At 67.3% G+C, this 12,046-nt stretch carries 23 protein-coding genes; all 23 read left to right on the top strand.

Annotated features, from left to right (window positions below; genetic code table 11):
• The first annotated feature begins 42 nt into the window (after nt 1-42).
• The 23 genes from rpsJ (at nt 43) to ACFP2T_RS25980 (ending at nt 12,038) form a co-directional block, all read left to right on the top strand.
• A complete protein-coding gene (rpsJ, locus tag ACFP2T_RS26090; RefSeq protein WP_007073037.1) occupies nt 43-351 on the top strand; it encodes a 30S ribosomal protein S10 in 309 nt (102 codons plus the stop codon).
• 11 nt (nt 352-362) lie between these two features.
• Complete coding sequence (gene rplC / locus ACFP2T_RS26085) at nt 363-1,028, top strand: 50S ribosomal protein L3 (RefSeq protein ID WP_377425819.1); 666 nt, start codon at nt 363-365, stop codon at nt 1,026-1,028.
• Complete coding sequence (gene rplD, locus ACFP2T_RS26080) at nt 1,025-1,678, top strand: 50S ribosomal protein L4 (RefSeq protein WP_377425816.1); 654 nt, start codon at nt 1,025-1,027, stop codon at nt 1,676-1,678. Before rplC ends, rplD begins: the two co-directional genes overlap by 4 nt.
• The gene (gene rplW / locus ACFP2T_RS26075; protein WP_192765397.1) at nt 1,675-1,977 is read left to right on the top strand and encodes a 50S ribosomal protein L23; all 303 of its coding nucleotides are present in this window, start codon (nt 1,675-1,677) and stop codon (nt 1,975-1,977) included. Before rplD ends, rplW begins: the two co-directional genes overlap by 4 nt.
• A 15-nt stretch (nt 1,978-1,992) precedes the next feature.
• A complete protein-coding gene (gene rplB, locus ACFP2T_RS26070; protein ID WP_192765396.1) occupies nt 1,993-2,832 on the top strand; it encodes a 50S ribosomal protein L2 in 840 nt (279 codons plus the stop codon).
• A gap of 15 nt (nt 2,833-2,847) precedes the next feature.
• Nucleotides 2,848-3,129, top strand: coding sequence for a 30S ribosomal protein S19 (gene rpsS, locus ACFP2T_RS26065; protein ID WP_101368142.1), 282 nt, complete (start codon nt 2,848-2,850; stop codon nt 3,127-3,129).
• 37 nt (nt 3,130-3,166) lie between these two features.
• Entirely contained in the window at nt 3,167-3,661 is a 495-nt protein-coding gene (gene rplV / locus ACFP2T_RS26060) for a 50S ribosomal protein L22 (protein ID WP_192765395.1), read from the top strand.
• A complete protein-coding gene (gene rpsC, locus ACFP2T_RS26055; protein WP_377425811.1) occupies nt 3,661-4,542 on the top strand; it encodes a 30S ribosomal protein S3 in 882 nt (293 codons plus the stop codon). The genes rplV and rpsC overlap by 1 nt, the downstream gene beginning before the upstream one ends.
• A gap of 3 nt (nt 4,543-4,545) precedes the next feature.
• Nucleotides 4,546-4,971: a 50S ribosomal protein L16 gene (gene rplP / locus ACFP2T_RS26050; RefSeq protein WP_192765393.1), complete on the top strand. Its 426-nt coding sequence runs from the start codon at nt 4,546-4,548 to the stop codon at nt 4,969-4,971.
• Nucleotides 4,971-5,207, top strand: coding sequence for a 50S ribosomal protein L29 (rpmC, locus tag ACFP2T_RS26045; protein ID WP_101368138.1), 237 nt, complete (start codon nt 4,971-4,973; stop codon nt 5,205-5,207). The genes rplP and rpmC overlap by 1 nt, the downstream gene beginning before the upstream one ends.
• Nucleotides 5,204-5,482: a 30S ribosomal protein S17 gene (gene rpsQ / locus ACFP2T_RS26040; RefSeq protein ID WP_377425808.1), complete on the top strand. Its 279-nt coding sequence runs from the start codon at nt 5,204-5,206 to the stop codon at nt 5,480-5,482. Before rpmC ends, rpsQ begins: the two co-directional genes overlap by 4 nt.
• A 114-nt stretch (nt 5,483-5,596) precedes the next feature.
• The gene (gene rplN, locus ACFP2T_RS26035) at nt 5,597-5,965 is read left to right on the top strand and encodes a 50S ribosomal protein L14 (protein WP_015619002.1); all 369 of its coding nucleotides are present in this window, start codon (nt 5,597-5,599) and stop codon (nt 5,963-5,965) included.
• 3 nt (nt 5,966-5,968) lie between these two features.
• Nucleotides 5,969-6,283, top strand: coding sequence for a 50S ribosomal protein L24 (gene rplX / locus ACFP2T_RS26030; RefSeq protein WP_377425805.1), 315 nt, complete (start codon nt 5,969-5,971; stop codon nt 6,281-6,283).
• Nucleotides 6,280-6,849: a 50S ribosomal protein L5 gene (gene rplE / locus ACFP2T_RS26025; protein WP_377425803.1), complete on the top strand. Its 570-nt coding sequence runs from the start codon at nt 6,280-6,282 to the stop codon at nt 6,847-6,849. The genes rplX and rplE overlap by 4 nt, the downstream gene beginning before the upstream one ends.
• Before the next feature lies 1 nt (nt 6,850).
• On the top strand, nt 6,851-7,036 hold the full coding sequence (locus ACFP2T_RS26020; protein ID WP_007073023.1) for a type Z 30S ribosomal protein S14: 186 nt from the start codon (nt 6,851-6,853) through the stop codon (nt 7,034-7,036).
• A 154-nt stretch (nt 7,037-7,190) separates the two neighbouring features.
• Nucleotides 7,191-7,598, top strand: coding sequence for a 30S ribosomal protein S8 (rpsH, locus tag ACFP2T_RS26015; RefSeq protein ID WP_132180521.1), 408 nt, complete (start codon nt 7,191-7,193; stop codon nt 7,596-7,598).
• A gap of 16 nt (nt 7,599-7,614) precedes the next feature.
• Nucleotides 7,615-8,157: a 50S ribosomal protein L6 gene (rplF, locus tag ACFP2T_RS26010; protein WP_377425799.1), complete on the top strand. Its 543-nt coding sequence runs from the start codon at nt 7,615-7,617 to the stop codon at nt 8,155-8,157.
• Nucleotides 8,154-8,543 carry a 50S ribosomal protein L18 gene (rplR, locus tag ACFP2T_RS26005; RefSeq protein WP_465264269.1) on the top strand — a complete coding sequence of 130 codons (390 nt, stop codon included), beginning with the start codon at nt 8,154-8,156 and terminating at the stop codon, nt 8,541-8,543. The genes rplF and rplR overlap by 4 nt, the downstream gene beginning before the upstream one ends.
• Before the next feature lie 32 nt (nt 8,544-8,575).
• Nucleotides 8,576-9,190 carry a 30S ribosomal protein S5 gene (gene rpsE / locus ACFP2T_RS26000; protein ID WP_192765387.1) on the top strand — a complete coding sequence of 205 codons (615 nt, stop codon included), beginning with the start codon at nt 8,576-8,578 and terminating at the stop codon, nt 9,188-9,190.
• The gene (gene rpmD / locus ACFP2T_RS25995) at nt 9,190-9,372 is read left to right on the top strand and encodes a 50S ribosomal protein L30 (protein ID WP_013735939.1); all 183 of its coding nucleotides are present in this window, start codon (nt 9,190-9,192) and stop codon (nt 9,370-9,372) included. The genes rpsE and rpmD overlap by 1 nt, the downstream gene beginning before the upstream one ends.
• The gene (gene rplO, locus ACFP2T_RS25990) at nt 9,372-9,815 is read left to right on the top strand and encodes a 50S ribosomal protein L15 (RefSeq protein ID WP_377425794.1); all 444 of its coding nucleotides are present in this window, start codon (nt 9,372-9,374) and stop codon (nt 9,813-9,815) included. The genes rpmD and rplO overlap by 1 nt, the downstream gene beginning before the upstream one ends.
• Before the next feature lie 237 nt (nt 9,816-10,052).
• Complete coding sequence (gene secY, locus ACFP2T_RS25985) at nt 10,053-11,384, top strand: preprotein translocase subunit SecY (protein ID WP_377425792.1); 1,332 nt, start codon at nt 10,053-10,055, stop codon at nt 11,382-11,384.
• On the top strand, nt 11,385-12,038 hold the full coding sequence (locus ACFP2T_RS25980; RefSeq protein ID WP_377425790.1) for an adenylate kinase: 654 nt from the start codon (nt 11,385-11,387) through the stop codon (nt 12,036-12,038).
• Nucleotides 12,039-12,046: the final 8 nt, after the last annotated feature.

Raw genomic sequence — 12,046 nt, 5'->3', positions numbered from 1 at the left:
GGCGTGCGGACGGACAAGGCGAGAGAAGGAACAGAGGGCACCATGGCGGGACAGAAGATCCGCATTCGGCTCAAGGCATACGACCACGAGGTGGTCGACTCCTCGGCGCGCAAGATTGTTGAGACGGTGACGCGTACCGGGGCTCAGGTCGCGGGTCCGGTGCCGCTGCCCACGGAGATCAATCGCTTCTGCGTGATCCGTTCGCCGCACAAGTACAAGGACTCGCGTGAGCACTTCGAGATGCGCACGCACAAGCGTCTGATCGACATCATCGACCCGACCCCCAAGACGGTCGACTCGCTCATGCGCCTCGACCTGCCGGCTGGCGTCGACATCGAGATCAAGCTGTAGGGACCGGACTAATGGACAGGGAAGTTAAGGGCATCCTGGGCGCCAAGCTCGGCATGACCCAGATCTGGGACAACAACCGTGTTGTCCCGGTGACGGTGGTGCAGGCCGGGCCGTGTGTCGTGACCCAGGTCCGCACGGCTGACAAGGACGGCTACTCCGCGGTCCAGTTGGCCTACGGCGTGGTCGACCCCCGGAAGGTCAAGAAGCCGATCAGCGGCCACTACGCCAAGGCGAACGTGGCGCCGCGCCGGCACATCGTCGAGCTGCGCACCGTCGACGCCGGCGACTACGAGCTGGGCCAGGAGGTCAACGTCGAGACGTTCGCCGCCGGCAGCACCATCGACGTGACCGGCCGGACCAAGGGCAAGGGCTTCGCCGGTGTGATGAAGCGGCACGGCTTCCACGGTCTGCGCGCGAGCCACGGTGTCGAGCGCAAGCACCGCTCGCCCGGCTCCATCGGCGCCTGCGCGACCCCGGGTCGCGTCTTCAAGGGCGTCAAGATGGCCGGCCGGATGGGTGGCGTGCGCTTCACCGTGCAGAACCTGACCGTCCAGGCGGTCGACGTGGACAACAACCTGCTGCTCGTCCGGGGCGCCATCCCCGGCCCCAAGGGCGCGCTGGTGCTGGTCCGGTCGGCAGCCAAGGCCGAGGCGAAGAAGGGTGGTGCTGCCAAGTGACCACCGTTGACGTGCTGAACGTCGAGGGTGCCAAGAGCGGCTCCGTCGAGCTGCCCGCCGCCGTCTTCGACGTACAGGCGAACATCGCGCTGATGCACCAGGTCGTGGTCGCACAGCTCGCCGCCGCGCGGCAGGGCACGCACAAGGTGAAGACCCGCGGCGAGGTCGCCGGCGGCGGCAAGAAGCCGTACAAGCAGAAGGGCACCGGTCGGGCCCGCCAGGGTTCGATCCGCGCGCCGCAGTTCGCCGGTGGTGGCGTCGTGCACGGGCCGGTCCCGCGCGACTACAGCCAGCGGACCCCGAAGAAGATGAAGGCCGCCGCGCTGCGCGGTGCCCTGTCGGACCGGGCCCGCAACGGCCAGGTGCACGTGGTGGAGAGCTTCGTCAGCGGCGACAAGCCGTCGACCAAGGCGGCCATCACCGCACTGGAGAAGGCGACCTCGGCCAAGCGGGTCCTGGTGGTGCTGAGCAGCACCGACGAGCTGAACTGGCTGTCGCTGCGCAACGAGCCCCGGGTGCACCTGCTGGAGGCTGGCCAGCTCAACACGTACGACGTGCTGGTGGCCGACGATGTGGTCTTCACCAAGGAGGCCCTGGACGAGTTCCTGGGTGTCCGCGGTGGGGCGCAGGACGAGGAGAGCGAGAAGTGACCACGATCGCCGACCCGCGAGACATCATCTTCGCGCCGGTCGTCTCGGAGAAGAGCTACAGCGAGCTGAACCAGAACTGGTACACCTTTCTGGTGCACCCGGACGCCAACAAGACGGCGATCAAGATTGCGATTCAGCAGATCTTCAACGTCCGCGTCCTGACGGTGAACACGCTCAACCGCGAAGGTAAGCGCAAGCGGACCCGTACCGGGTACGGCAAGCGCAAGAACACCAAGCGGGCGATGGTGAAGCTGGCTGACGGTGACCGCATCGAGGCCTTCGGCGGCCCGGTCAGCTGAGGGGTATAGACAACAATGGCTATCCGTAAGTACAAGCCGACGACGCCGGGCCGGCGTGGCTCAAGCGTCGCCGACTTCGCTGAGATCACCCGGTCGACCCCGGAGAAGTCGCTGCTGGTTCCGCTGCCGAAGAAGGGCGGGCGTAACGCCCACGGCCGGATCACCACGCGGCACCACGGTGGTGGGCACAAGCGCCAGTACCGTCTGATCGACTTCAAGCGGGTCGACAAGGACGGCGTACCGGCGAAGGTCGCGCACATCGAGTACGACCCGAACCGCACCGCGCGGATCGCGCTGCTGCACTACGCCGACGGCGAGAAGCGGTACATCCTCGCGCCGAAGGACCTGAAGCAGGGCGACCGGGTGGAGTCCGGCCCGGGCGCCGACATCAAGCCGGGCAACAACCTGCCGCTGCGCAACATCCCGGTGGGTTCCACGATCCACGGGGTGGAGCTGCGTCCCGGCGGTGGCGCCAAGTTGGCGCGGTCGGCCGGCGTCGGCATCCAGCTGCTGGGCCGGGAAGGCGCGTACGCCACGCTGCGGATGCCCTCCGGCGAGATCCGGCGGGTGGACGTGCGTTGCCGGGCGACGATCGGTGAGATCGGCAACGCCGACCAGTCAAACATCAACTGGGGTAAGGCTGGCCGGATGCGGTGGAAGGGCCGGCGCCCGACCGTTCGTGGTGTGGCGATGAACCCGGTCGACCACCCGCACGGTGGTGGTGAGGGTAAGACCTCCGGTGGTCGTCACCCGGTGAACCCGCAGGGTAAGCCCGAGGGTCGTACCCGTCAGAAGGGCAAGGCGAGCGACCGCCTCATCGTCCGCCGCCGCTACGCCACCCGCAAGCGCGGCTAAGGGAGATAGGTAGACATGCCTCGCAGCCTGAAGAAGGGCCCGTTCATCGACGACCACCTGCTCAAGAAGGTGGAGACGCAGAACGAAAAGGGCTCGAAGAACGTCATCAAGACCTGGTCGCGCCGCTCGACGATCATCCCGGACATGCTCGGGCACACGATCGCTGTGCACGACGGGCGCAAGCACGTCCCGGTGTTCATCACCGAGGCGATGGTCGGGCACAAGCTCGGCGAGTTTGCGCTGACCCGCACGTTCAAGGGTCACGAGAAGGACGACCGGAAGAGCCGCCGGCGCTGAGCGCCGACCACGGATTAAGGATCAAGGGGTTTCAGCGATGCCAGTAAAGGGCGACGCTCCGGTGCTTCCGGGCGCGCGGGCGGTTGCGCGACACGTGCGCATCTCGCCGACAAAGGCGCGCCGGGTGGTCAACCTCGTCCGCGGTCTGCCCGCGAAAGAGGCGCTCACGGTGCTGCAGTTCGCGCCGCAGGCGGCGAGTGAGCAGGTCTACAAGGTGCTCGCGAGCGCGATCGCCAACGCGGAGAACAACGAGCGGCTGGACCCCGACGCGTTGCTCGTCAGCGAGGCGTTCGTCGACGAGGGCCCGACGATGAAGCGCTTCCAGCCACGGGCGCAGGGCCGGGCGTACCGGATCCGCAAGCGGACCTGCCACATCACCATCGTGGTCGAGGCCGTCGCGCCGGCCACGCCGGCGAAGCGGGCCGCGGCGAAGAAGGCCGCACCGGCCAAGTCGACCGAGTCGGCGCAGGCCGCACCGGCGGCCGAGACCGGGGCCGGCGAGACGCAGAGCAAGACGGAGGGTGCCGAGTAATGGGTCAGAAGGTTCACCCGCACGGGTTCCGGCTCGGCATCTCGACCGACTGGAAGTCCCGCTGGTACGCGGACAAGCTCTACAAGGACTACATCGCCGAGGATGTCAAGATCCGGCGGATGATGTCCAAGGGCCTGGAGCGGGCCGGCATTTCCAAGGTCGACATCGAGCGGACCCGGGACCGGGTCCGGGTCGACATCCACACCGCGCGGCCGGGCATCGTCATCGGCCGTAAGGGCGCCGAGGCGGACCGGATCCGTGGCGAGCTGGAGAAGTTGACCGGCAAGCAGGTGCAGCTCAACATCCTCGAGGTGAAGAGCCCGGAGTCGGACGCGCAGCTTGTCGCGCAGGGCGTGGCGGAGCAGCTGTCCAGCCGGGTGAGCTTCCGGCGGGCGATGCGTAAGGCCATGCAGTCGGCGATGAAGAACCCGCTCGTCAAGGGCATCCGGGTGCAGGTCTCGGGTCGTCTCGGCGGCGCGGAAATGAGCCGCACCGAGTTCTACCGCGAGGGTCGGGTTCCGCTGCACACGCTGCGGGCCAACATCGAGTACGGCTTCTTCGAGGCCCGGACCACCTTCGGCCGGATCGGCGTGAAGGTCTGGATCTACAAGGGCGACGCCGTACCCGGTCGGGAGGCACCGGCCGAGACGGGCCCGGCGCGTCCGCGCCGCGAGCGTGGCGACCGTCCCGAGCGGCCGCGTCGCGGCCGGTCCGGATCGTCCGGCACGACCGCCGGCGGCACCGAGGCCGGTCGGGCGGCGGCGGCGGAGATCTCCGGCGTCCCCGCTGAGGCCACGAACGAAAACGCCGCGCCGGCCACGGCCGCGCCGGCCGCACCGGCCGCTCCGGCCGGGGCGGACAGCTCAGCGCAGGAGGGCTGACAGATGCTGATGCCGCGCAAGCCCCCGAAGGGCTTCCGCAAGCCGCACCACCCCGACCGCCACGGCGCGGCCAAGGGTGGCACCCGGGTGGTGTTCGGCGAGTTCGGAATCCAGGCGCTCGAGTCCGCGTACCTGACCAACCGGCAGATCGAAGCGGCCCGTATCGCGATGACCCGGCACATCAAGCGTGGTGGCAAGGTCTGGATCACGGTGTTCCCGGACCAGGCCCTGACCAAGAAGCCGGCCGAAACCCGGATGGGTTCCGGTAAGGGTTCGCCCGAGTGGTGGGTGGCCAACATTAAGCCGGGGCGGGTGCTCTTCGAGATGTCCTTCCCCAACGAGCAGATCGCGCGAGAGGCGATGCGTCGCGCGATCCACAAGCTCCCGATGAAGTGCCGCATTGTGACGCGCGAAGTGGGTGAAAGCTGATGGCCGCGGGCGTTAAGGCCGGCGAGCTGCGTGAACTCTCCGAGGAGGAGCTGGTCAGCAGGCTGCGGGAGGCCAAGGCGGAGCTGTTCAACCTTCGCGTTCAGTCGGCGACCGGCCAACTGGACAACAACCGCCGGCTGCAGGTCATCCGTCGGGAGATCGCCCGGATCTACACGATCATGCGTGAGCGCGAGCTGGGGCTTTCGGCCGCGCCGACTGAGGTGACTGCATCATGAGTGAAGAGACCACCACCGCGACGCCGCGGGCCCAGCGCAAGGTCCGCGAGGGCCTCGTGGTGAGCGACAAGATGGACAAGACCGTGGTCGTCGAGGTCGAGGACCGGGTGAAGCACGCGCTGTACGGCAAGGTCCTGCGCCGCACCAGCAAGCTGAAGGTGCACGACGAGCAGAACGCGTGTGGTACCGGTGACCGGGTCCTGATCATGGAGACCCGTCCGCTGTCCGCCACCAAGCGCTGGCGGATCGTGGAGATCCTCGAGAAGGCCAAGTAAGAGCCGTACCGCAGGCTCAGGGTTCCGCCAAGCTCAGTCGGCACAGGTCTTCGGTTCGGAAGGCACGGGTCGGAGAGACTGCCGGCTGAGAACTGGCAGACATAGGAGATAGACGTGATTCAGCAGGAGTCGCGACTGCGCGTCGCCGACAACACGGGTGCCAGGGAGATCTTGTGCATCCGGGTCCTCGGTGGCTCCGGTCGGCGCTACGCGAGCATCGGCGACGTCATCGTGGCCACGGTCAAGGACGCCATCCCCGGTGCCGGTGTGAAGAAGGGCGACGTCGTCAAGGCGGTCATCGTCCGCACCGCGAAGGAGAAGCGGCGGCCGGATGGCTCGTACATCCGATTCGACGAGAACGCGGCCGTGATCATCAAGGATGGTGGCGACCCGCGCGGTACCCGTATCTTCGGCCCGGTGGGCCGTGAGCTGCGGGACAAGCGGTTCATGAAGATCATCTCGCTCGCGCCGGAGGTGTTGTAAACCGTGAAGGTCAAAAAGGGCGACACGGTGATCGTCATCGCCGGCAAGGACAAGGGTGCCAAGGGCAAGGTCATCGCGGCCTACCCGAGGCAGGACAAGGTCCTGGTCGAGGGCGTGAACCGGGTCAAGAAGCACACCCGTATCCGCACCACCCAGCGCGGTGCGAAGACCGGTGGCATCGTCACCCAGGAGGCCGCGATCCACGTCTCGAACGTGCAGGTCGTGGACTCCGACGGCAACCCGACTCGGGTCGGGTACCGGATCGACGAGAGTGGCCAGAAGGTCCGCATCGCGCGTAGCACCGGTAAGGACCTGTGATGACGGCAACCGAGACCAAGACCCTGCCGCGGCTCAAGGAGCGGTACCGCAACGAGATCGCGGCCCAGCTGCGCGAGCAGTTCAACTACGGCAACCCGATGCAGGTGCCGGGCCTGGTCAAGATCGTCGTCAACATGGGCGTCGGTGAGGCCGCGCGGGACGCGAAGCTGATCGACGGCGCCATGCGGGACCTGGCCACCATCTCCGGTCAGAAGCCGCAGGTGCGCCGGGCCCGGAAGTCCATCGCGCAGTTCAAGCTCCGCGAGGGCATGCCGATCGGCGCCAAGGTCACCCTGCGGGGCGACCGGATGTGGGAGTTCCTCGACCGCCTGCTCTCGATCGCGCTGCCCCGAATCCGCGACTTCCGCGGTCTGGACGGGCGCAAGCTCGACGGGAACGGCAACTACACGTTCGGGTTGACCGAGCAGTCGGTGTTCCACGAGATCGACCAGGACCGGATCGATCGGGTACGGGGCATGGACATCACGGTGGTAACCACCGCGACGACCGACGACGAGGGCCGGGCGCTACTCAAGCTCCTGGGCTTCCCGTTCAAGGAGAACTGAGATGGCGAAGAAGGCGCTGATCCTCAAGGCGGCCGCGAAGCCGAAGTTCTCGGTTCGCGCGTACACCCGCTGCCAGCGGTGCGGGCGGCCGAAGGCGGTCTACCGCAAGTTCGGCCTCTGCCGGGTGTGCATCCGGGAGATGGCCCACCGCGGCGAACTGCCCGGCGTGTCGAAGGCTTCCTGGTGACACTGCGCCCCATCCGCGGGTGGTGGAGCGAGGACCGCGACACGACCTGGTTTGGGCCCAGCCGCGTCCCGACTGATGTTCGGGGCGAGGATCGCAACGCCGTAGGCCTGGGCTACTGCCCCGGGAACCCCGGCGAGAAAGGCTGACGAGATCCATGACGATGACCGACCCGATCGCAGACATGCTGACGCGTCTGCGTAACGCCAACCAGGCGTACCACGACCGGGTGACGATGCCCTACTCGAAGATCAAGGCGAACATCGCCGAGGTCCTCAAGTCCGAGGGTTACATCGCCACCTGGTTGGTCGAGGAGCCCGAGGAGGGCGCCGTCGGCAAGCGACTGGTCGTCGAGCTGAAGTACGGCCAGAACCGCGAGCGGAGCCTGGCCGGCATCAAGCGCGTATCCAAGCCCGGTCTGCGGGTGTACGCCAAGTCGGACGGGCTCCCGCGGGTGCTCGGTGGGCTGGGCGTGGCGATCATTTCGACGTCCCAGGGGCTGCTCACCGACCGGCAGGCCCGCAAGCGGAGCGTTGGCGGGGAAGTCCTCGCCTTCGTCTGGTAACGGGAGACAGGTAGAAATGTCGCGTATTGGACGTAAGTCGATCCCGGTGCCGTCCGGTGTCGAGGTGACCATCGACGGTTCGACCGTCAAGGTCAAGGGCCCCAAGGGCGAGCTCGCGCACACCCTGGCCGAGCCGATCACGGCGGAGCGGGGCGAGGACGGTCAGTTGCACGTCAACCGGCCGAACGACGAGCGGCGGGCCAAGGAACTGCACGGGCTCAGCCGTACCCTTGTGGCGAACATGATCACGGGTGTGACCGAGGGCTACCGCAAGACCCTGGAGATCGCCGGTACCGGTTACCGGGTGACCGCCAAGGGCAGCGACCTCGAGTTCGCGCTCGGGTTCTCGCACCCGGTGCAGGTGAAGGCCCCGAACGGGATCACCTTCACGGTCGAACGGCCCACGCTGTTCCACGTGGCCGGCATCGACAAGCAGCAGGTCGGCGAGGTCGCCGCAAACATCCGGAAGATCCGCCCGCCGGAGCCCTACAAGGGCAAGGGCGTCAAGTACCAGGGCGAGATCATCCGTCGCAAGGCTGGAAAGGCAGGTAAGAAGTGACCGCCACGCTGCTCAAGCGCCGCCGCGGCGTCGCCGCCCAGCGCGCCATCGGGCGGGCGCGTCGGCACTTCCGGGTCCGCAAGAACGTCACCGGAACGGCCGAGCGTCCGCGCCTGGTCGTCACCCGTTCGCTGCGCCACATCACCGCCCAGATCGTGGACGACGGCCGGGGGCACACCCTGGCTGCCGCCTCGTCCCTGGACGTGTCGATCAGGGGCTCCGAGGGTGACAAGCGTGCCGTTGCCGGTAAGGTCGGCGCACTGCTCGCCGACCGGGCCAAGGCGGCCGGGATCTCCAAGGTCGTCTTCGACCGCGGTGGCAACCAGTACGCGGGCCGGATCGCCGCGCTGGCCGACGCTGCCCGCGAAGCCGGGCTTGAGTTCTAGAACCCCGTCACGATGAGAGAGGAAGGCTGCTGATGCCAGGTCAACAGCGCCGTGGCGGCGGGTCCGGTGGCAACGAGGGTGGTCGCCGCGACAACCGCCGTGAGGGCGGCCGCGGAAACGCGCCCGCCGAGAAGACCCCGCATCTTGAGCGGGTCGTCGCTATCAACCGTGTCGCCAAGGTCGTGAAGGGTGGTCGTCGCTTCAGCTTCACCGCCCTCGTGATCGTGGGCGACGGCGACGGCACGGTCGGTGTGGGCTACGGAAAGGCCAAGGAGGTGCCCGCGGCCATCGCCAAGGGCGTCGAGGAGGCCAAGAAGCACTTTTTCAAGGTGCCGAGGATCGGTGCCTCGATTCCGCACCCGGTGACGGGCGAGGACGCCGCTGGCGTGGTTCTGCTCAAGCCGGCCAGTGCCGGTACGGGTGTCATCGCCGGTGGTCCGGTGCGTGCCGTGCTGGAGTGCGCGGGCATCCACGACGTGCTCTCCAAGAGCCTCGGATCGTCGAACCCGATCAACATCGTGCACGCCACGGTCGCGGCCCTGAAGGGGCTGGAGTCGCCGGAGGCGGTCGCGAAGCGTCGGGGTCTGCCGGTCGAGGACGTAGCGCCGGCCGCGATGCTCGCGGCTCAGGCGGGGGTGACGTCCTGATGGCACGTCTGAAGGTGACCCAGGTCCGGTCCGGGATCGGGACCAAGCACAACCAGCGCGAGTCGCTGCGTTCGCTAGGTCTCAAGCGGATCAACGACGTGGTGGTCAAGGAGGACCGCCCCGAGATTCGGGGCATGATCTTCACCGTGAGCCACCTCGTGAAGGTCGAGGAGGTCGAGTAATGACGATCAAGGTCCACCACCTGCGCCCGGCTCCCGGGTCCAAGACCGCGAAGACCCGGGTGGGTCGCGGTGAGGGCTCGAAGGGGAAGACCGCCGGTCGAGGCACCAAGGGTTCCAAGGCCCGGAAGAACATCTCGGCGGCGTTCGAGGGTGGGCAGATGCCCATCCACATGCGCCTGCCGAAGCTGAAGGGCTTCAAGAATAAGTTCAAGGTCGTCTTCCAGGTCGTCAACCTGGACCGGCTCGCCGAGCTGTTCCCGCAGGGCGGCCAGGTCGGCCCGCAGGAGCTGGTCGAGGCCGGCGCCGTCCGTAAGGGTCAGCCAGTCAAGGTTCTCGGTACCGGGGACCTGGGCGGGGTCACTCTCCAGGTGTCGGCGCAGGCGTTCAGCGCGTCGGCCAAGGAGAAGATCGCCGCTGCTGGCGGCTCGACCACGGAGCTGTAAGGACAACGCGGTCGCGGCGCTCGTTCAGTTCTCGGCAACTGGCGGGCGCCACGGTCTACTAGGGGGCCCATTCGCCCCGTTAATATCGGAAGCGGTGAATGTTCTCCGGGTGGATCTGCCCGGGAGCGCGCCGGACTGTTAGAGTCCGATCCCAGCATGGGTATCGGGTCGATCGCCCGACAGCCACCCCGTCCCGCCACGAACCACCGGCGGCCCGCCTCGCGCAGGAGGAAGAAGTTGCTCTCCGCCTTTCTCAGTGCGTTCCGCACGCCTGACCTGCGCAAGAAGCTGCTGTTTACAGTAGCCATCATCGCGGTCTACCGGCTCGGGGCGACACTGCCCAGCCCCGGCGTCTCGTACGGGAACGTCCAGCAGTGCATCAAGACCATGGAGTCGGGCGAGGGCAACGGTGTCTTCAACCTGCTCAACCTGTTCTCCGGCGGGGCGCTGCTCTCGCTGTCGGTCTTCGCGCTGGGCATCATGCCCTACATCACCGCGTCGATCATCCTGCAGCTGCTCACCGTGGTCATTCCCCGGCTTGAGCAGCTCCGCAAGGAGGGTCAGTCCGGTCAGGCGAAGATCACCCAGTACACCCGGTACCTGACCCTCGGCCTGGGTGTCCTGCAGGCCTCGGCGTTCGTGGCGCTGGCCCGGTCCGGGCAGCTCTTCAACGGCATGTGCCAGGAGTTCCCGATCATCCCGGAGGGCCACGGCCTGCCGGGCTGGCTCACCGTCAGCGTTCTGGTGATCACCATGACCGCCGGTACCGGCATGGTCATGTGGCTCGGTGAGCTGATCACCGACCGGGGCGTGGGCAACGGCATGTCGGTGCTGATCTTCACCTCGATCGCGGCCCGGCTGCCCAGCGAGGGCTGGACCATCAAGAACAACAAGGGCTGGGGCATGTTCGCCCTGGTACTGGTGCTGGTCCTGGTGGTCATCACCGCGGTGGTCTTCATCGAGCAGGCGCAGCGCCGGATCCCGGTGCAGTACGCGAAGCGCATGATCGGCCGTCGGATGTACGGCGGGACCTCCACCTACATCCCGCTGAAGGTCAACCAGGCGGGTGTGATCCCGGTCATCTTCGGCTCGTCGCTGCTCTACCTGCCGACGCTGCTGCTCCAGTTCTTCGACCAGAACAACCTGAACAGCTGGCAGACCTGGGTACAGAACCACCTGGTGCAGCCGGACAGCCCGACGTACATCAGCGTCTACTTCCTGCTGATCATCTTCTTCACGTACTTCTACGTCTCGATCACGTTCAACCCGACCGAGGTCGCGGACAACATGAAGAAGTACGGCGGGTTCGTGCCGGGCATCCGGCCGGGCAAGCCCACCGCCGACTACCTCGACTTCATCCTGAGCCGGATCACCCTCCCGGGCGCGCTCTACCTGGGTCTGATCTCGATCCTGCCGAACTTCTTCTTCATCTGGCTGGACAACCAGCAGTTCCAGAACTTCCCGTTCGGTGGTACCGCTGTGCTGATCATGGTCGGCGTCGGTCTGGAGACCGTGAAGCAGATCGAGAGCCAGCTCATGCAGCGGAACTACGAAGGGTTCCTGCGCTAGATGCGACTCGTTCTGGTTGGTCCCCCCGGGGCGGGCAAGGGGACCCAGGCCGAGTTCATCGCCGCCCACCTGGCCGTGCCCAAGATCTCGACCGGGGACATCTTCCGGGCCAACGTCACCCAGGGCACGCCCCTGGGGGTCGAGGCCAAGCGGTACATGGACGCCGGCAAGCTGGTGCCCGACGAGGTGACCATCAACATGGTCCGGGAGCGGCTGGCCCGGGCGGACGCGGCCGAGGGATTCCTGCTCGACGGTTTCCCTCGGACGACCCCGCAGGCGGCCGCCCTGGACAAGCTGCTGGCCGATCTGGGCACCGCCCTGGATCTGGTCATGGAGCTGGTGGTCGACGACGACGAGGTCATCCGGCGGCTCTCCGGTCGGCGTACCTGCCGGGGCTGCGAGAAGGTCTGGCACATCGAGTTCGACGCACCCTCCGTGCCGGGGGTCTGCGACCGGTGTGGCGGGGAGCTGTTCCAGCGGGACGACGACAAGGCGGAGACGATCGCCGAGCGGCTGCGGGAGTACGCGAACAAGACCGCGCCGTTGATCGACTACTACGGTGCTCAGGGCAAGCTCGTCGGGATCGACGCGACCGGGCCGGTGGAGGATGTCACCGTCCGGGCTATCGACGCCCTGCGCTCGTACGGCGGATAGGCTGGGTT

The organism is Plantactinospora solaniradicis (assembly GCF_042658085.1).
Lineage (GTDB): Bacteria > Actinomycetota > Actinomycetes > Mycobacteriales > Micromonosporaceae > Plantactinospora > Plantactinospora solaniradicis.
This window is presented reverse-complemented; position numbering and strand designations above follow the sequence as displayed.